At 64.9% G+C, this 16,792-nt stretch carries 20 protein-coding genes and 1 pseudogene; 11 read left to right on the plus strand and 10 right to left on the minus strand.

The window, feature by feature from the left end; translation table 11 throughout:
- Positions 1-155 precede the first annotated feature (155 nt).
- Positions 156-704 (minus strand): hypothetical protein, encoded by a 549-nt coding sequence (locus tag NTV05_15775; GenBank protein ID MCX6545859.1) that lies wholly within the window; start codon positions 702-704, stop codon positions 156-158.
- 21 nt (positions 705-725) lie between these two features.
- Between NTV05_15775 and NTV05_15780 the strand changes: the two are divergent.
- Positions 726-1,071: pseudogene (locus NTV05_15780) on the plus strand (type II toxin-antitoxin system RelE/ParE family toxin).
- 5 nt (positions 1,072-1,076) lie between these two features.
- Positions 1,077-1,406 (plus strand): helix-turn-helix domain-containing protein, encoded by a 330-nt coding sequence (locus tag NTV05_15785; protein ID MCX6545860.1) that lies wholly within the window; start codon positions 1,077-1,079, stop codon positions 1,404-1,406.
- Positions 1,407-1,965: 559 nt separating this feature from the next.
- Here the strand turns inward: NTV05_15785 and NTV05_15790 are convergent.
- From NTV05_15790 to NTV05_15800, 3 genes are read right to left on the minus strand one after another with little or no spacing between them, the layout of a single operon-like run.
- Positions 1,966-2,412, minus strand: coding sequence for a hypothetical protein (locus NTV05_15790; protein MCX6545861.1), 447 nt, complete (start codon positions 2,410-2,412; stop codon positions 1,966-1,968).
- The gene (locus tag NTV05_15795; GenBank protein MCX6545862.1) at positions 2,409-3,044 is read right to left on the minus strand and encodes an RNA polymerase sigma factor; all 636 of its coding nucleotides are present in this window, start codon (positions 3,042-3,044) and stop codon (positions 2,409-2,411) included. The genes NTV05_15790 and NTV05_15795 overlap by 4 nt, the downstream gene beginning before the upstream one ends.
- The gene (locus NTV05_15800) at positions 3,041-3,382 is read right to left on the minus strand and encodes a hypothetical protein (protein ID MCX6545863.1); all 342 of its coding nucleotides are present in this window, start codon (positions 3,380-3,382) and stop codon (positions 3,041-3,043) included. Before NTV05_15800 ends, NTV05_15795 begins: the two co-directional genes overlap by 4 nt.
- Positions 3,383-3,682: 300 nt before the next feature.
- On the opposite strand from NTV05_15800, the gene NTV05_15805 reads away from it, so the two are divergent.
- Entirely contained in the window at positions 3,683-3,919 is a 237-nt protein-coding gene (locus NTV05_15805) for a DUF433 domain-containing protein (protein MCX6545864.1), read from the plus strand.
- The gene (locus tag NTV05_15810) at positions 3,916-4,293 is read left to right on the plus strand and encodes a DUF5615 family PIN-like protein (protein ID MCX6545865.1); all 378 of its coding nucleotides are present in this window, start codon (positions 3,916-3,918) and stop codon (positions 4,291-4,293) included. The genes NTV05_15805 and NTV05_15810 overlap by 4 nt, the downstream gene beginning before the upstream one ends.
- Positions 4,294-4,586: 293 nt before the next feature.
- Here the strand turns inward: NTV05_15810 and NTV05_15815 are convergent, their stop codons facing one another.
- The 5 genes from NTV05_15815 to NTV05_15835 all read right to left on the minus strand — a co-directional run bounded on the left by NTV05_15815 (position 4,587) and on the right by NTV05_15835 (position 8,622).
- Complete coding sequence (locus tag NTV05_15815; GenBank protein ID MCX6545866.1) at positions 4,587-5,972, minus strand: permease prefix domain 1-containing protein; 1,386 nt, start codon at positions 5,970-5,972, stop codon at positions 4,587-4,589.
- On the minus strand, positions 5,969-6,307 hold the full coding sequence (locus tag NTV05_15820; protein ID MCX6545867.1) for a helix-turn-helix transcriptional regulator: 339 nt from the start codon (positions 6,305-6,307) through the stop codon (positions 5,969-5,971). The genes NTV05_15815 and NTV05_15820 overlap by 4 nt, the downstream gene beginning before the upstream one ends.
- A 109-nt stretch (positions 6,308-6,416) precedes the next feature.
- On the minus strand, positions 6,417-6,995 hold the full coding sequence (locus NTV05_15825) for a hypothetical protein (protein ID MCX6545868.1): 579 nt from the start codon (positions 6,993-6,995) through the stop codon (positions 6,417-6,419).
- A 2-nt stretch (positions 6,996-6,997) separates the two neighbouring features.
- Complete coding sequence (locus tag NTV05_15830; protein MCX6545869.1) at positions 6,998-7,264, minus strand: hypothetical protein; 267 nt, start codon at positions 7,262-7,264, stop codon at positions 6,998-7,000.
- A gap of 152 nt (positions 7,265-7,416) precedes the next feature.
- Complete coding sequence (locus NTV05_15835; protein MCX6545870.1) at positions 7,417-8,622, minus strand: hypothetical protein; 1,206 nt, start codon at positions 8,620-8,622, stop codon at positions 7,417-7,419.
- 109 nt (positions 8,623-8,731) lie between these two features.
- Here NTV05_15835 and NTV05_15840 point away from each other — a divergent pair, with 109 nt between their 5' ends.
- Positions 8,732-9,100 carry a hypothetical protein gene (locus NTV05_15840; GenBank protein MCX6545871.1) on the plus strand — a complete coding sequence of 123 codons (369 nt, stop codon included), beginning with the start codon at positions 8,732-8,734 and terminating at the stop codon, positions 9,098-9,100.
- Between the two features lie 112 nt (positions 9,101-9,212).
- Here NTV05_15840 and NTV05_15845 read toward each other — a convergent pair whose 3' ends face one another.
- On the minus strand, positions 9,213-10,358 hold the full coding sequence (locus tag NTV05_15845; protein ID MCX6545872.1) for a 4Fe-4S binding protein: 1,146 nt from the start codon (positions 10,356-10,358) through the stop codon (positions 9,213-9,215).
- 226 nt (positions 10,359-10,584) lie between these two features.
- On the opposite strand from NTV05_15845, the gene NTV05_15850 reads away from it, so the two are divergent.
- The 6 genes from NTV05_15850 (at position 10,585) to NTV05_15875 (ending at position 16,759) form a co-directional block, all read left to right on the plus strand.
- Entirely contained in the window at positions 10,585-11,181 is a 597-nt protein-coding gene (locus NTV05_15850) for a TetR/AcrR family transcriptional regulator (protein ID MCX6545873.1), read from the plus strand.
- 318 nt (positions 11,182-11,499) lie between these two features.
- A complete protein-coding gene (locus NTV05_15855; protein MCX6545874.1) occupies positions 11,500-12,528 on the plus strand; it encodes an efflux RND transporter periplasmic adaptor subunit in 1,029 nt (342 codons plus the stop codon).
- On the plus strand, positions 12,528-13,484 hold the full coding sequence (locus NTV05_15860; protein ID MCX6545875.1) for an ABC transporter ATP-binding protein: 957 nt from the start codon (positions 12,528-12,530) through the stop codon (positions 13,482-13,484). The genes NTV05_15855 and NTV05_15860 overlap by 1 nt, the downstream gene beginning before the upstream one ends.
- On the plus strand, positions 13,471-14,496 hold the full coding sequence (locus NTV05_15865) for an ABC transporter ATP-binding protein (protein MCX6545876.1): 1,026 nt from the start codon (positions 13,471-13,473) through the stop codon (positions 14,494-14,496). The genes NTV05_15860 and NTV05_15865 overlap by 14 nt, the downstream gene beginning before the upstream one ends.
- Positions 14,493-15,626 (plus strand): ABC transporter permease, encoded by a 1,134-nt coding sequence (locus NTV05_15870; GenBank protein MCX6545877.1) that lies wholly within the window; start codon positions 14,493-14,495, stop codon positions 15,624-15,626. The genes NTV05_15865 and NTV05_15870 overlap by 4 nt, the downstream gene beginning before the upstream one ends.
- Before the next feature lie 2 nt (positions 15,627-15,628).
- Positions 15,629-16,759, plus strand: a complete 1,131-nt coding sequence (locus NTV05_15875; protein MCX6545878.1) for an ABC transporter permease — start codon at positions 15,629-15,631, stop codon at positions 16,757-16,759.
- Positions 16,760-16,792 lie beyond the last annotated feature (33 nt).

Genomic DNA, 16,792 nt, shown 5'->3' on the forward strand with positions numbered 1-16,792 from the left:
CAACCATGACGAGGACGGTCCGGAGGGTCCGAACGGTGGCTGCGGTGCAAGGTATGGGATGGAAAGAGAAACGATGGCTATTCATCGGCGCTCCCGGGTACGCTCGGAATCCTGACCAAGGGGGCACTATGGGGGGCGGCGATACTGTGCATCGATTAGCCCTTCCTGTGCAAGAGCGCAGCCACGCTGTGACGGAACTGCGCTCGAAATATTCTCTGTGCAAGAACGCTTGACACGCGCGACAGGATCCGATTGCCCACCCCCAGATCGCGCGCATGTCCGCCACGCTCGTTGTCATAGACCTTGATCTGAAAGCTCTCTTTCAAACCCTTGCCGTCGGCCGTGGCCTCCTGGGTCACCAGGTCCACCGAGAACCGCGCCCGGAAGCACACCGACAGCAACTCGCTTGTGAAGTTGCTCACCGTCGGCCCCGCCGCATCGATTTCCAACGTCTGGAGTCCGTCGCGGCCGAGTGCCTTGGCGACCAAGGTCCATTCGATCTGCTCGTCGGTCAACGTTTCGATGCGCACCGTGAGACCGTCCAGTTCCATCCGGCGGGCTTCAAACGCCAACCGCTGGCGGGTCACGTCCTGCTGTTCGGTCTGCAACGTCGCCAGTTGAGCGGTCGACTCGTCCCACCGTCGGCGGTCGACCGCGAGTTCGCCATGAAGTGCCGTGCCCTCCCAGTGTTGACAATATGTCATATATGACATAGTCTGATTACGATGCGTGAGTCTGAGAAACCTCTCGCGTGGCTGCACGGCGAAATCAAGACGCCGCCGCTGTCGACGGAGGCGAGAGTTCAGACGGGCCTGCTGCTGCGGCGACTCCAGTGCGGTGAACGGCTCGAGATGCCGCACTCTCGGCCGATGCCGACTGTCGGGTCCCGCTGTCACGAACTGCGGATCCAGGACGGGGACCTTACCTGGCGCGTTATATAGGGTCGACCCCGACGCGGTCATCATCTGCGACGTCTTCGCCAAGAAGACGCAGGCGACGCCGCGATCGGTGATTGAATCGTGCCGGCGTCGTTTGACGGTCTACGATGCCATCGCAAGCGGCAAGAGGTGAACGGGATGCACAAGAACAAGCGCGCACGGCTGGAAACACACGGCTGGCGCTTCGGCGACGCGGCGGACTTTCTCGCCCTCACGTCGGAGGAAGCGGCACTCGTCGAAACCAAGCTCGCGCTTAGCGGCAGCGTTCGCGACAGGCGGATGGCGCAGGGACTTTCTCAGGCTGAACTCGCCAAGCGGTTGAAGTCCAGCCAGTCTCGCATCGCAAAGGTCGAAGCCGCCGACCCGACGGTGTCTGCGGATCTATTGCTGCGAGCGCTCTTTGCATTGGGCGCCACGCCGGGCGATGTCGCCTCGGCCATTCGGAAGAGAAGGAAAGTGGCAGCCTGACCGCCGTCTCCAAAATGTCTCCACGACCGGGGGAGAATGCTGAGGACTGGCGGTGACTGCCGTGCACAAGTCGACGCCTGTAACTGCCTGAGACTCGAACCCTTAGAGCCAGAAGTCGCGCGCCGTCAACCATTTAGAGAGACGCATTATTAGGGTTCGAATCCCTCTCTCTCCGCCATTCGACTCGCCTGGCTTCACCAGCTCGCGAGCCGCCAGGCTCGCTCATGGCAGGCCAGCCCATGGAGAATGCCCTGAGCGAACGAAGTGCGTCGAAGGGCACCTTCGCTCACCTCCGGCTTGCCACTCTCCTCGGTGAGCTTCGGCTGGCGAGCCGACTTCTTGCGAAGGTTGTCCGCCGAAGCCCGAAGGGCGGAGGTGGACCTCCAAGCCCGGCCCCCGCGAGGATTGTCCCGCCGTAGCCCTTCGATAAACTCAGGGCGAAGGCGGACCGTTAGTATTCGTCCTGCGCAGACACGGGCGGCAGACGCTTGCGGGTGGGGTGGCGAGCTTCACGCAGAGTGGGTCTTACCTCCACACCCGCGGTACATCTACGTCGTTCTCACTCTCTCCCGGCACGTCTCGTGTTCATTCTCGCCCGATGTGCTGATTCCCGGTCGCGGAGTGGGGAGAAGAGACCTGCCAGGTAGAGCAGCAGGCCCAGGGCGAGCCACAGCACGGCGGATCCGTTGGGCGACATTCTCAGCAGGTTCGGAGGCCCGATTCGCGACGACATGAGATCGAGCAACGAACCAGCCTCTTGCCCGCCGGTGATCCACGACACGACGACGATGGCGAGGCCGGCGAATGCCGCCACCCAGACTGGCAGGTCGTTCAGATCACGGACACCACCCTCGCGCGAGTTCTCCTTCGAGGCCCGGTAGGCAAGCGAAGCAGACGCCGGCTCTTCGTCCAGGAGCGACACCCGCGCCATCACGGTCGTTACGAGTGTAGCCGGCGGCACCGGCTCCGGCAGGTGCGTCAGCTCGGATTCGACGTGCGTGTTCATTGCCCGTCCTTTCGTTGTGGCGCGGAGCCCGCCGATCGCCGCAGTCGTTGCCGCGCACGGAACAGGTACGTCTTCACCGTCCCGTTCGTCACGCCGAACGCACGCGCAATGTCGCCCACGCTCATCTCCTGCCGGTAATAGAGGATGACCGCCGCGCGCTCGCCCGACGGCAGCGCAGCGACCAATCGCCACAGCCGCCGGTCGCGCTCATCCGTGATGAGCGCCGACAGCGGATCGGTGGCGGTGGCGCTGTCGAGATCCGGAACGGGCGTGTGGCCCTCGTGCGCGACCACGCGAGCGCGCTGGGCCAGCCAGTTCTGCGCCAGCCGGACCGCGATAGTCGCGAGCCAGGGATAGAACGGACGGTGTTCATCGTAGGCGCCCAGGTGAGTGAAGGCGCGGACGAATGCGTCCTGCGCCACTTCCTCTGCCGCGGGAGGTTGGCGAGTCAGCATCAGCGCCAGGCTGAACAGCCGGCGTTGATACCGTTCCACCACAAGCGCGTAGGCCTGAGCGTCGCCCTGTCGAACTGCGCGGACTGCGTCCCGCACGGCGTTTGCATCGCGGTCGGCGTTGGTCGCCGGCTCGTCGTGTTCGAGTCGCTCGCGATCGGGAGTGTCCCGGAGACTCACCGGCCCTGTTGATCCGGGTCGTCGGCGAGCCCGAGGCCCATCGACGCATAGATGACCTTTCGGGTTCCGTAGAAGAACGGGATCAACCCGATCAGCAGCAGCGGTGGAAACAGCAGACCGAGCAGGCAGAGAACCAGTCCCTTGAGCGCGAGGTCGGCCGCATCCCGCTTTTCCTTATCGGTCTGCGGGGCCGCACGCAAATACACGGTCATTGATGGGTAACCCGCCTCCCGTGCTTTCCGTAGCCAGCTGCGAAAGAGCAGCGCGATCGTGACGCTGGCGGCGAGAACAAGTCCGACCAGAAAACCGCTGACCGGAAGGAACGGCATGATCTTCACTACACACTCCCTTTCTTCGGGTGTTCGCGCGCGACGACAGTATGCCGGCCGTCGCTACCATATATACAAGCCGAGTCTCGTGTCGGTTGACAGTCTCGCCAGTTCATTCTGATCCCAATGAACGAACGGGGGACAGGCAAAGCGCGCTCGTCACCGCGGGCGAGACTATCCGCGTCGGTGACATTGGTGCCAGGCGACGGCACTCACTGGACGAGATTCACCATATTGTGTGAGCGCGCGGCTGCGGTTTGAAAGGTCGTCGGGCAGAGCCCTGATATACTCGGCGTGGAGCACAGTCTCATGCCTGAAGCGCTCACACGTATCACACGCGACCCCGAGGTTATGGGCGGCAAGCCCTGCCTGCGTGGCCTCCGCGTCACCGTCGGCACAATCGTGGGGTTGGTCGCCGCCGGACGGTCCACCGCCGAAATCCTCGCGCTCTATCCGTACCTCGAAGAGGACGACATCCGCGAGGCGTTGGCCTACGCGGCATGGCGAGTGGAAGAAGTCGAGGTTCCGCTCCGTCGGCCGGCATGAGCTTCCCCATCCTGATCGACATGAACTTGTCCCCGGCCTGGGGGAAGTGGTTCAAGACGCACGGTTGGCCGGCTGAGCATTGGTCCGCAGTTGGCGACCCTCGCGCGACCGACCGAGTAATCCTGGCTTGGGCACGCGACCACGGCCATGTGCTATTTACCCACGACCTCGACTTCAGCGCTATTCTCGCCTCGTCGCACGCCAGCACACCGAGCGTAATTCAGCTCCGCGCCAGGGACGTGACACCGGATGGATCCGGGGCGTTGATCCTCGAGGCTTTGACGTCCTGGGAGACCGAGTTGCGGCAGGGCGCGCTCGTCACTGTGGACGAGACGAGTCGCCGCGCCCGCATTCTGCCGTTGCGGGTCGGCTGACCTCCGGCGAGCAAGCACAAGGGCCGCCGGTCTCGGTCTGCCGTCTCCAGCATGTCTCCACGACCTGGGTGGATTTGAGAGGACTCGGGGTCACCGCCGTGAACGACGGCGACCCCGCAACCGATTGAACTGGCGGGTGTTGTTCCCAGAAGTCGCGCGCCATCAACCAGTTAATAACACGCGTCATTCGGGTTCGAATCCCTCTTCTCTCTCCGCCACCCTCCTTCGCTCGCAGGTCCGCTCGGGCGAGCATAGTCAAGACTATCCGCCGATGCTCTGCCCGCCGGGGTGCATCAACGGTAGCCGAACAGGGGCGGGAACATGACAACCACCAGTGCCGCCCATACGAAGTACACGGGCAAGTAGGCGATCTGCCATCGCTCCAGGACGGCATACGACCCCCGGTGACGCACGAAGCGCGCATAGAGCCACGCCGTCCACGCCAGGTTGACGAGCAGAATGAGATTCTCGCCAAGAGCCGCCACTCGGTTGGGAGTGAAGCCAAACTCGGAGATGCGACCTGCGATGGCCGCGAGCGCCACCCCATCGACGACGAGCGCGCTGACCACGAGCATCAGTTGCAGGCCGTCGAACAAGTCGGGCGGTGCCTGCGGGTCGCGCGCGGAGGCGGCGTAGAGTACCAACCCGACGACGACCGCGAGCAGCAGATCGAAGCCGATCAGCACCTCCCGCTTCACGTTAATGGGGCTGCCTGTCCACGCCATCGTTGCCAGAAACACCAGGAGCAGAATAGTGAACAGCGGCGTGAACAGCCTGGTCAATACCGGGGCCATGTTCTCGATGACACTTTGTTTCGCCTCCACCAGCCAGGATCCGATGATGACGGCGCCCGCCGCCCCGCACGGGACCAGCCAACCCCCGATGAACCACTCAGGCTTCATCCCGATGGCGGTGAACATCATGGCCGTGAAGCCGGTGAGGACGCCCCCGCCGAGCGCGATGAGCACGTAGTAGATCGCCAACTCGCCTGAGAACCTGACGAAGTTCATGCGCCCACCATCGTCGAACCAGCGGCCCCGGACGTACGCAAAGCCGATGGCCATCCACAGGGCGATTGGCAGGTGCAGGATGGTCAGCACCTCGGTGTTACTGCTGCAGCACCCTTTGGCGCCCATGGGGAAGGGGAAGACGTTGGCGAATATGGCCCCGGCTGCGAAGGGCAGCGCGAGCCAGAGGCCGCCGGCAACGCCCCACCCACGCTTCCACACGAGATACGCCGCGAGCAGCGGGAACACGAATAGGCTGGCGTTCCTGAGGTAGAACGACTCTTCCCCAGCGTCGATCCGAAGACCGAACAGCGCCGGCACCTTGACGGCCAACGCCGCGGCGACGGCAAGGCCTAGGACGACGAGGATCTCGGCGCGTGCGGTGTTCGCCGGCTTTTCAGCGTCGGGCGCCATGACCAACTGCTTCCACAGCCGCTCGGAATGCGCGCGTGCGAACTCGCGTGACAGCGCATCGAGGCTGCCCATGCGCTTGACCGCGACCAGGAACGCTTCATCCCCAGCCAGACCGGACTCGGTGAGCGCTACCAGTTGGTCGCGCAGATGTCCCTCGAGCTCCTCCACGTCGGGACCGTGAAGGACCTGCCGGCGGCGCAAGTACTCCCGCCACTGCGTGATTTGCTCCTCGAGCGGTCGATCGGCGAACGTCGTCATACCGTGCACGCCTCCATCCAGATACCCCGCAGGGTACCGTCCACGGCCTGCCACTGCTGCCGCTGGGCTGCGAGCTGCGCCCGGCCTTCTCTCGTGATCCGGTAGTACCTACGCCTGCGGCCGTTCTCGGACCCAGACCACTTCGCCGCGACATGGCCTTGGCGCTCAAGCCGGTGCAGTACGGGATAGAGCATGCCGTCGGTCCACTGCAGGTGCCCGCCTGACAACTCGGCCACTCGCTTGATGATGGCGTAGCCGTAACTGTCGCCTTCGGCAAGGATGGCGAGCACGAGCGGCGTGGCGGAAGCCGCAACCAGGTCCTTACTCATGTCCATACGTAAGAGTCTTATACATTGTTGTTCTATGTATGTCAACAACCTGAGGTCGAACGCCTCGACTGATGGAAACAGGATTGAGGGTTCGTGAAGCAGGGCGCTCAGCGCATCAGTCCTCAGGCGGCGCTTCGCAAAACGCGCGCTCGAGCAGGTCTGAGACGCCGAGAACCCCTGCGCTCTCGCGGAGGTAGTCGCGGTCGAGTGCCTTGCCCTGGACACGGACGATGGCGGCGATGTCCCGCCACTGTCGGTCGGAAACCTGGCCGCCGCGGCGATACCAGTGAAGCTTCTGCAACAGGATGTCCTCAGGTGGGTGCACGTAGAGGCAGCGCCCATCGCCGAGATCGACGCGCAGACGGCGTCTAAGCTGGCCGGCATCCAGGGGCGTGCCGCCCGCCACAAACAGGTCCACCTTCATCTGCGTGCTCTGGTGAATCAGGTTGGCGCTCGAGCGGGTCCGAACGGCACGGCGCAGCGCATCGGCATCGACGTAGAACTCGGCCGAGAGCGCCGCCACCAACGCGTCAACATGCCGCTCCTCGAGCGCAATCACGATGTCGATGTCAACGGTCGAACGGGGCTCCCCGGCAAACGAACTGGCGATCGACCCTCCGATCGTGTGCAGGATGCCCAGAGCGTCGAGATGGCGCGCGACCAGCAGAGCGGTCTCGATCGGGTCGATCGGCATTGTCACCTGCCGATCACCCCAACCGCATCGGGGTACGCGAGGCGAGCCAGATCAGTCCCCAGCACGATGATGGCAACCCGCAGGAAGTGCTCGCGAGATGACGCGTCGGGATGACGCTGCCGCACGCCTGCGGACGTCATCGCGTAGGCCGCGCGCGTCAGACCGCTCACCATCGCGGCTTTCTGCGCAGCCGGCATCTGCCGCCACGATTCGACCAGTCGGCGCTCGATGTCCGGTGATGTATCAAGGGCAAGCGACGTCTGCGTCACGTTCGTGATTATAGCAGTGCTGGCAGGACGCGACTCCGCATCGGGCGAGTGACATTTCAAGTGACATTGCGCCCGCAAGATCGGAACACGGAACCGATCTGCCACCCTTCGCCGCCGCCCCGATGGGCAAAGCGACGAAGGGCGGCGGGCAGCTACTTGCCGATGACGAGAATCGTGAACGAGCCAGGTATCGCCGGAGCCTGACCGCCACGGCCGCCGCCTGGTGGCGGCGGCGGTGCCGGCCCACGCTCGACGCTCATCGTCAGGATGTGGTTCGTCTTGCTGTCGAGCGTCAACGTTCGGGCACCAGCCATCGTCTGCAGGTTCTGCAGCACCTCGAAGCTGGCCGGGCTCTTCTCCGTGACGATGGTCATCGTGCCGTTGCCGTGCGAACTGAACACTTCGTTCGTGGCCGGGTTGAACTGGGCGCCGTCTGAGCCGCCGGCGAGCGGTAGCGTCGTGATGATCCTGCCGTCAGGGGCGCTCAGAATCACCATCATGGGTTTGGGCGGAGCCGGTGGCTGCGCCGGCGGAGCGGACGCGGCTGGCGGTGCCCCAGTTGCCGTCTGCGCGGCCGCGGCTCCCGGCGCTGCAGGTGTGGCTGGTGGCGCGACGACCCCAGACCTGGCGCACGACGCGAACAGCACCTTGTTCTTCACATCGAGGGCAAGCCCATTGCAGCTTCCCTTGTCGATGAACGAGTAGTGCCCGGTCGCCTTCATCGTCTTGACATCAACGGCCGTGACGCTGCCGATCGGGTCCTGCATCACAACCCAGAGGTTGCCCTTGCCGTCGACCTGCCCCTGCTCCGGCACGCCGCCCAGATCAATGTTGCCAATGATCGTCCCCTCCTTCGCGTCGATCACGATCGCGTCCTTGGTGGGGTGACTGAAGACGTAGACCCGGTCGTTGAATGCGTCGAACAGAATGCCGTCGGGCTGCGCCGCGCCCACGTCAATCTTCTTGATGACCGTCAACGTCTTCGTGTCGAACATCGTCACCGGCTTACTGCTCGAGAAGCCGTGCCCTGATTTCGGGTCGACCGCGACGCCGTTGCCTCCGCTGTCGGGAATCACTCCGACTGGCTCGAGCGTATCGAGATTGAACACGGTGATTCGGCCTGGCTCCGCAGGAATGGCAGGCGCGGTGTCCGTGGCCGGAACCGCTCGCCTGCCGCCCCGTGGAATGTAGAGCCGGCGCCCGGCGACATCGGCATAGATGTAGTCAGACCCGCCTTCGCCGCCGACCTTCGCGGTCTTGAGCACTTTGTACGGACCGTCGGTTCCGGCCTGCTGGGCCAGTCCCGTGAGCGTGAACAACGCGATCGCGACTACTCCGACAACAACCAACCGTCGCATACACGGCCTCCTTGGACAACCAGGCACATTAAGACGGCGAACCTGCCGGTGAACTGAAGTTGGACCGGTGAACCCTCCCGCGATCAAAGCATACTCGCCTGAAGAATTGGTGAAGACGTTGAACAAGAGCCGGCGAACGCGCTTGACCGTCCGTTGTGCGGCGACTACTGTGGGCGGTACCGCACAGGAGGCCCGCCTGCGGTACCTGCAGCAGTACTGGACGGATCGGGTACGCGGCATGGCGAACGTGTACCTGAACACGCCGACCGGGGCACGCGCGTGCGGCATCGCGAACGTCGGCATTACGGGCAAGACTCCTGGTCAGATTGCGACGGCACTGTTCGATACCTTCAAGATCTACACGGTCGCGATCGACACGGTTCCGGTGAAGGGCGTCCGCGTGACGCCCCACCTGTATACGACAACAGGCGAGCTTGATGCGCTCGTGAAGGCGATCGGCGAACTGGCGCGGACGTGAGCGCAACAACGGCAGGGTCCCATTCGGCTCGGGTGTCCTTCGCGTTGACTGACAGTGGACTCCGCGGATGGAGGCCGGGTCTTGAGACCCGGCGTGCGGCCCTGCGGATCTGCTACTGCGGGTGCGCGAGGGCGTTGGCAGCGGGGATCAACTCCCGATAGACGGCATCGGAAACGGAGGTGTGCCAATAGCCAGCGATCCGGGCGTAGCCGACAAGTCCGACGAAGAACACGGCGATCACCGCGACCACTGCCCACGTGGGGATGGCTCGTGATCGGCCTACGGACAGACGCAGCGCGCCTCGAGCCGGACACACCGTGACGCATTCGAGGCAGCCGGTGCACTCGGCGGACATCACCGTCACGAGTTTGTCCACCGGCAGCAATGACGGGCACGCCTTCGGACACTTCGCGCAGTCAATGCAGGCGTTCACGTCGCGCCTGATCCAGGTCGGGCTGATGACCGACACGAGTCCGAGCAACGCGCCGTAGGGGCACAGGTAGCGGCACCACGGGTTCTTCAGGAATACCGATCCGACCAGCAGCGCAGCGATGACAAGAGCGGCGGTGGTGCCGAGGTGACGGAAGAAGTTCAACATCTTCACGTCGGCCACGAGGCCATACGGACTCTCGGCGAAACTCTTGATCTCGGCTGCGGACATGCCCAGCACGGCGTAGAGGAAGAAGCCCATCAGCAGGTACTTCAATCCCCGAAGCGGGATGTCGATCCAACCCGGGGGCTGGAGTGACCGGCCGAAGATCTCGCGCCCACCTCGCCACAACCACTCCGAGATCGTGCCCACGGGACACAGCCAGCTGCAGAACGCCTTGCGCGCGACGAAGGTGATCCCGAGGAATGCGATCAGCAGGAACATACCCGCCGCGTGCACCTCGGGGACGACGCCTGTCACCAGAAAGTATTTGAGATTCATCAACGCCGCGATCGGCAGCCAGCCTTCGACACCGGGCGGTCGGGGAACCCACACCGATTGACCGCCGGTTTCGTAGAACCGGACGAAGAAGTAGAAGCGGGCCCCGATCCAGAGGTTCAGTAGCAGGAAGGCGACTTGCACGGTCCGGCGGACAAACTGAGCTTGGTCGGGTTGCCGGCGAACGAATGTGACCATGACCGCTTTCGCGGCCTCCTCCTCAGGCGGAGTGCCTTGCTCGATCCGGGGGTCTCGTTCCGTCGGTGCCTGTGTGGCAGCCGGGACGCTGTTGGTCGGCGCCTCGGTGTGGATGAGTGCGTTCCGCGCCATTGGTCAAGTATAGACACTCGTGGGTGCGTTGGTGACCGAACGCTGAATGCGACGGGACCGGCAGGCCGACAAGACCGGCGAGTGAGGCTGTTCAGCTGTGGCCGTGTGATTCTCGACGGCCACGCGGCTGGCTTGGGGCGGCCGGTTCACTGGCTCTTGACAGGACTACCGACATGTCGTATATTGTGATTGTTCATTCACAATACTGAGACAAGACGAGTGACGCATGGCTGAAAAACGAGACACGGAGATTCGCCGCGAGCAGATCGCCCGGGCTGCCCTGTCGGTGGTCGCCACCAAGGGCGTGCGGGGGTTGAGCATCGTGGCTGTCGCGCGCGTCGTCGGCCTCGTCCCCTCGGCGCTGTACCGGCACTTCACGGGCAGGGATGCCATCCTCGAGGCCGTACTCGACCTCATCAGCGAGCGGCTGACCGACCACGTGACCGCTGTGACGTTAGCGCATCCCGACGCCCTCTCGCGCCTGCGCGACTTACACGGCCGGCACATGGAGCTGATTCGCAGCAGCCATGCGATTCCGCGCGTCGTGTTCTCGGAGGAGGCCTACAACGGCAATCGCCGCCACCGGGCCAAGGTGGTCGCGCTGGTCACGCGGTACCTCGCACGCGTCGCCGAGATCATCCGCCAGGGCCAACTGCAGGGCGAGATTCGGCCGGATCTTGACCCCGAGGCGATGGCCACCCTGTTTCTGGGATTGATTCAGCCTCCCGCCCTGCTCTGGCAGGTGAGCGGGGGAACGCTGGACTTGACGAAGCACAGCGACCAGACATGGACGATGTTCAGCGACGCGATTCGGCAGCGCTGAGGAGTTCCTTTTTTTGCGAGCGTAGTGAATCGTGATTCACATATCAGGACCACGCACTGGAGAGTGGCGGCCCGGGAAGAGAGGAAGGAGGCCCGAAGATGTTCAAGCAGGCAATCGTCGTCATCACGGTGCTGGCGGGCGCGCCTACGTGGCGGCCTACGTGGAGTACGTGCACTACGTCGAGAACATTCACCTGGTGGCCAGTGCGGCTCACGCGCAACACGCAGATGCCGAAACGGCTGCGACCCACGCGGCGAAGCGGAAGTAGGCCCCCCCGGGGGGGGAATCCCAGGTGACAGCAGTGCTGCGAGGTCAACCATGAAGAAGAAGTTGTTGCTTGTCGTCCTCATCCTCACCGCAGGCGGGACCGGGACGTGGTTCTACGCTCGTGGCGGCCCGCCGCCAGTCGACATGCGTATCCGGGTGTCGGGCAACCTGGAGGTGACTGACGCCGAAGTCAGTTTCAAGGTAGCTGGCCGCGTGGCCGCTCGCCTGGTGTCGGAGGGCGAGATGGTCCGGGCGGGCGCCACCGTGGCGACCCTCGACGACACCGAATTCGCGCAGGAAGTCGGCCTGCGCGAGGCAGACGTCCGCGCCGCAGAGGCGGACCTGCGGGACCTCGTAGCCGGCTCCCGGCCAGAGGAGATTGCCCAGGGCGAGGCGGCGCTCGCGCTGGCGACGGCCGAGGCCGAGCGCTGGCGCCTCGAGGCGGCGCGCCAGCAGGACCTGTTCAGCAAGGACGTGGTCTCGGCGCGCGATCACGAAACGGCGGCCACGGCGCACACCGTCGCCCAGGCGCGCGTGCGCGAGGCCCAGCAGCAACTCGCGCTGCTCCGGCAAGGACCCAGGATCGAGAAGATCCTCCAGGCGAGAGCCCGGCTCGCCAAGGCCACGCAGGCCCTCGGCGTCGCGCGCACGCGACTGGGCTATGCAACCCTCCAGTCGCCGCTCTCGGGTTTCGTGCTCGCCGAGCACGTCGAACCCGGGGAGTTCGTGAACCCCGGCACGCCGGTCGTTACCATTGGCGACCTCGAACGGGTCTGGCTGCGCGCGTACATCAACGAAACAGACCTCGGCCGGGTCGCGCTCGGCCAGCGCGTGCGCCTCACGACCGATGGCGACCCGAACACGGCGTACTGGGGGCAGATCTCGTTCATCTCCCCCGAGGCCGAGTTCACGCCGAAGAACGTCCAGACCCAGCAGGAGCGGGTCAAGCTCGTGTACCGGATCAAAGTGCTGGTACCCAATCCGACCCTCACGCTGAAACCCGGGATGCCCGCCGACGCGGAGATCGTCACCGACCGACCGGCGGCCGGCAAGACTGGACCGGGCAAAGGCGGCGCGTGATGGAGGCCATCAGGGCGACGAATCTCACACGACGCTTCGGCGAGGTGACGGCCGTCGACCGCCTCTCGCTCGAGGTCGCCGAGGGCGAGATCTTCGCCCTCGTGGGACCCGACGGTGCCGGGAAGACGACGACGATGCGGCTCTTGACGGCGATTCTGGACCCGACCTCCGGTGACGCCTGGGTCGCCGGCCACCACGTCGTCAGCGACGGCGAGCCTCTGAAGCACGAGATTGGTTACATGAGCCAGCGCTTCGGCCTCTATCCCGACCTCACCGTGGCCGAGAACCTCGAGTTCTATGCCGACATCTACGGGGTTCCGCGCAAGGGCCGGGCGGAGAAGGTCGCGCGCCTGCTCGGCTTCAGCAACCTCACGCCCTTCACGACACGGCTGGCGGGCAACCTGTCGGGCGGCATGAAACAGAAACTGGGCCTCGCCTGCGCCCTCGTGCACACGCCGAAGGTGCTGTTTCTCGACGAACCGACCAACGGCGTCGATCCGGTATCGCGGCGCGACTTCTGGCGCATCCTCTACCAGCTCGTCCGAGAGCGCGTCACGATCTTCGTGTCCACGGCTTATCTGGACGAAGCGGAGCGCGCCAGCCGGGTCGCGCTCATTCATCAGGGCCGCCTGCTGACCGTCGGCGCGCCGGCCGAACTCAAGCGCCTGATGCCCGGCGCCATTCTCGAGATCCGCGCGGCGGAGCCGCGGCAAGCCGCAGCGGTACTCCGGGAGCATCTCGTTGCCGACTCGGTGGGCCTCTTCGGCGACCGCATCCACGTGGTGTCGCGCCATCCGGATCGCACGCTCGCCGAGGTCGGCGCCATCCTTCGAGAGGCCAGGCTGACGCTCACCGGCAGCCGGCCGATCGAGCCGCAGCTCGAAGACGTCTTCATTGCGCTGGTGGCCGGTGCCGGGAACCGGCCCGCCGCAGGAGCATCCGATGCCCAGGCATGACAACGCCGGCGCCTTGTTGACGCCGCCACGGGACGCGCTCGTCCGGAACACGAAATCGGCCGCGGTCGTCGCGCACGACCTGGAGCGCCGCTTCGGCTCGTTCGTCGCCGTCAACAAGGTCAGCTTCGAAGTGGCGCGCGGCGAAATCTTCGGCTTCCTCGGGCCGAACGGCGCAGGCAAGTCGACCACCATCCGCATGCTCAGCGGGATTCTGGCGCCAACCGGCGGTTCCGGCACCGTCGCAGGCTTCGACATCCGCACCGAGACCGAGAGGATCAAGGCGCGCATCGGCTACATGAGCCAGAAGTTCTCGCTCTACGAGGATCTCACGGTCGAAGAGAACATCGACTTCTACAGCGGCATCTACCAGGTACCCGCCAGGCTGAAAGCCGATCGCAAGGCGTGGGTGCTGCGGATGGCCGGCCTCACCGAACATCGCCGATCGCGAACCGGTCTGCTGTCGGCGGGCTGGAAGCAGCGCCTGGCGCTGGGGTGCGCGGTCGTGCACGAACCGGAGATCGTCTTTCTCGACGAGCCAACTTCCGGCGTCGACCCGATCAGCCGCCGCCAGTTTTGGGACCTGATCTACGACCTGACCGCCAAGGGCGTCACCGTGTTCGTGACGACGCACTATATGGACGAAGCCGAGTACTGCGATCGGCTGGCGCTCGTCTACCGCGGCGAGATTATCGCGATGGACACGCCCGAGGCGCTCAAGACCCGTCTCATGCGCGAGGACGTGCTCGAGGTCCTGTGCGATGCGCCCCAGGACGTGATGAGCGACATCGAAGCGCTCCCCGGCGTGAAGGAGACGGCGCTCTTCGGGAGGGGTCTGCACGTCGTCGCGGCCGACGGCGCGTCCGCCGCCGCGGAGATCCGCAGTCTCTTCGCCAGCCGGGGCCGCGGGGACGCCGCCGTCGAGCGGATCGTGCCCTCGCTCGAAGACGTCTTCGTCTCGCTCATCGAGGCCCGCGACGAGGCGGATCGCCGCCGTCAGGAGAACCGGCCATGAACGCGATGCGGACCTGGGCCGTCGCCCGCAAGGAAATCCTCCACATCCGGCGGGACCCGCGGAGCCTCGCGATGGCGATCGCCATTCCGATGCTGCTGCTCCTGTTGTTCGGCTACGCGCTGACGCTCGACGTGGACAACGTCCCGATGGTCGTCTGGGACCAGAGCGGATCGCCGGCCAGCCGGACGCTTCTCAGCCATTTCACGGGTTCCCGGTACTTCTCCGTGCGGGGACCGGCCACCAGCTACCACGAACTCGAACGGGCCATCGATACCCGCGAGGCGCTGATCGCCCTGGTGATTCCCGCCGACTTCGCCGCTCGTGTCACGAACCCGACTGCGCCGCCCGTCCAGATCATCGTCGACGGGAGCGATTCCAACACGGCGACGATGGCCATCGGGTACGCCAACCAGGCCGTGCAGGCCTACGCCCAGGACCTCACGATCCGGGAGATCCGCCGGACGACCGGCCGCACGGTGTCCGTCCCGCTCGACGTCCGTCCGCGGGTGTGGTTCAACACCGACATGGAGTCGAAGAACTACATCATTCCGGGCCTGATCGCCGTGATCATGATGGTGATTGCGGCGTTGCTCACCTCGCTGACCATCGCCCGGGAATGGGAGCGCGGGACGATGGAGCAGATCATCTCGACGCCGATCAAGGGACAGGAACTGATCGCCGGAAAGCTCCTGCCGTACTTCGCGCTGGGGATGCTCGACGTCCTGCTCGCCGTGCTAATGGGACAGTTCCTGTTTCACGTGCCGCTGCGGGGCAATGTGCCCCTGCTCTTCGGGGTCGCCGCCATCTTCCTGGCGGGCTCCCTCTCTCTGGGGATGCTGATCAGCATCGCCACGAAGAACCAGTTGCTGGCGAGCCAGCTGGCGATGGTGCTCACGTTCCTGCCGTCGTTCCTCCTGTCGGGGTTCATGTACGCCATCGCCAACATGCCGCCGGCGATACAGGCGGTCACCTACCTCGTCCCGTCCCGGTACTTCGTCGAACTGCTCAAGGGCATCTATCTCAAGGGTGTCGGCCTCGACGTCCTCGGCCTCGACGTGGTCCTGCTGACGGTCTTCGGGATCGCCATGGCGGGCCTGGCCAACGTGAAGTTCAGGAAGAAGCTGGTGTAGCGATGCTCGAGCGAATCTGGCGGATGCTCGTGAAGGAATTCATCCAGATCCTCCGGGATCCTCGGATGAAGGGCGTGATCTTTCTCATGCCGATCGTTCAGTCCCTGGTGTTCGGGTATGCCGTCACCACCGATGTCCGGGACGTCAAGACCGCCGTGTACGACCTCGACAGCAGCGCGGCCAGCCGCGACCTCGTCAGCCGGTTCGTAAGGTCCGGTTACTTCCAGGTCGTTGCCCGCGTCGGGAACGACCATGCCGCCCAGGAACTGGTCGACCGCGGCGAGGTGTCGACCGTGCTGAGGATTAACCGCGGATTCGAAGACGGCCTGCGGGCCGGCCGGACCGAAGAGCTTCAGGTCATCGTCGACGGCACGGACTCGAACACGGCCGGCATCGTGCTCGTCTACGCCGGCCGGATCGCCGGGGAGTTCTCGAACCAGGTGCTGGCGGCCCGCCTGAGCCGCGCCGGCGGCGGGCGGGCCGACACCCGTCGGGTGGAGGCGGAGACGCGCGCCTGGTTCAACGAGAACCTCGAGAGCCGGAACTTCTACGTGCCTGGCGTCATCGCCATCATCGTGATGCTCGTCACCCTGATGCTGACCAGCATGGCCGTCGTCCGCGAAAAGGAGATCGGGACGATGGAGCAGATCATCGTGACGCCGATCACGCCTGTCGAGTTCATCCTCGGCAAGACCGTCCCGTTCGCCCTCGTCGGGTTCGCCGACGTGCTGCTGGTGACCCTGATCGGTGTCGGCTGGTTCGGCATTCCGATTCGCGGGTCCCTGCCGCTGCTGCTGCTGGCCACAGCCCTGTACCTGATGACGACGCTGGGCATCGGGCTCTTTGTCTCGACCGTCAGCGAGACGCAGCAACAGGCCATGATGACCACGTTCTTCTTCTACCTGCCGGCCGTGCTCCTGTCGGGCTTCATGTTTCCCATCGCGAACATGCCGGTGGTCGTGCAGTGGCTCACGTATCTCAACCCGCTGCGGTACTTCCTCGTCGTCATCCGCGGCGTGTTCCTGAAGGGCGTCGGCGTCGACATCCTGTGGCCGCAACTGGTCGGCCTCGCCGTGATGGGCGTGCTGACGCTGTGGATGGCGTCGACGCGGTTCAAGAAGACCGTGGCCTGATCAACGCGAGCCTGGCGCAGGCCCGCTCGTTAT

Source organism: Acidobacteriota bacterium, assembly GCA_026393755.1.
Lineage (GTDB): Bacteria > Acidobacteriota > Vicinamibacteria > Vicinamibacterales > JAKQTR01 > JBAXOX01.

What these genes read in the sequence shown, in the direction of transcription:
- NTV05_15775 (MCX6545859.1), bottom strand. Translation starts at nt 704, where the DNA reads ATGACATATTGTCAACACTGGGAGGGCACGGCACTTCATGGCGAACTC.
- NTV05_15785 (MCX6545860.1), top strand. Translation starts at nt 1,077, where the DNA reads ATGCACAAGAACAAGCGCGCACGGCTGGAAACACACGGCTGGCGCTTC.
- NTV05_15790 (MCX6545861.1), bottom strand. Translation starts at nt 2,412, where the DNA reads ATGAACACGCACGTCGAATCCGAGCTGACGCACCTGCCGGAGCCGGTG.
- NTV05_15805 (MCX6545864.1), top strand. Translation starts at nt 3,683, where the DNA reads ATGCCTGAAGCGCTCACACGTATCACACGCGACCCCGAGGTTATGGGC.
- NTV05_15810 (MCX6545865.1), top strand. Translation starts at nt 3,916, where the DNA reads ATGAGCTTCCCCATCCTGATCGACATGAACTTGTCCCCGGCCTGGGGG.
- NTV05_15815 (MCX6545866.1), bottom strand. Translation starts at nt 5,972, where the DNA reads ATGACGACGTTCGCCGATCGACCGCTCGAGGAGCAAATCACGCAGTGG.
- NTV05_15820 (MCX6545867.1), bottom strand. Translation starts at nt 6,307, where the DNA reads ATGGACATGAGTAAGGACCTGGTTGCGGCTTCCGCCACGCCGCTCGTG.
- NTV05_15825 (MCX6545868.1), bottom strand. Translation starts at nt 6,995, where the DNA reads ATGCCGATCGACCCGATCGAGACCGCTCTGCTGGTCGCGCGCCATCTC.
- NTV05_15835 (MCX6545870.1), bottom strand. Translation starts at nt 8,622, where the DNA reads ATGCGACGGTTGGTTGTTGTCGGAGTAGTCGCGATCGCGTTGTTCACG.
- NTV05_15845 (MCX6545872.1), bottom strand. Translation starts at nt 10,358, where the DNA reads ATGGCGCGGAACGCACTCATCCACACCGAGGCGCCGACCAACAGCGTC.
- NTV05_15850 (MCX6545873.1), top strand. Translation starts at nt 10,585, where the DNA reads ATGGCTGAAAAACGAGACACGGAGATTCGCCGCGAGCAGATCGCCCGG.
- NTV05_15855 (MCX6545874.1), top strand. Translation starts at nt 11,500, where the DNA reads ATGAAGAAGAAGTTGTTGCTTGTCGTCCTCATCCTCACCGCAGGCGGG.
- NTV05_15860 (MCX6545875.1), top strand. Translation starts at nt 12,528, where the DNA reads ATGGAGGCCATCAGGGCGACGAATCTCACACGACGCTTCGGCGAGGTG.
- NTV05_15865 (MCX6545876.1), top strand. Translation starts at nt 13,471, where the DNA reads ATGCCCAGGCATGACAACGCCGGCGCCTTGTTGACGCCGCCACGGGAC.
- NTV05_15870 (MCX6545877.1), top strand. Translation starts at nt 14,493, where the DNA reads ATGAACGCGATGCGGACCTGGGCCGTCGCCCGCAAGGAAATCCTCCAC.
- NTV05_15875 (MCX6545878.1), top strand. Translation starts at nt 15,629, where the DNA reads ATGCTCGAGCGAATCTGGCGGATGCTCGTGAAGGAATTCATCCAGATC.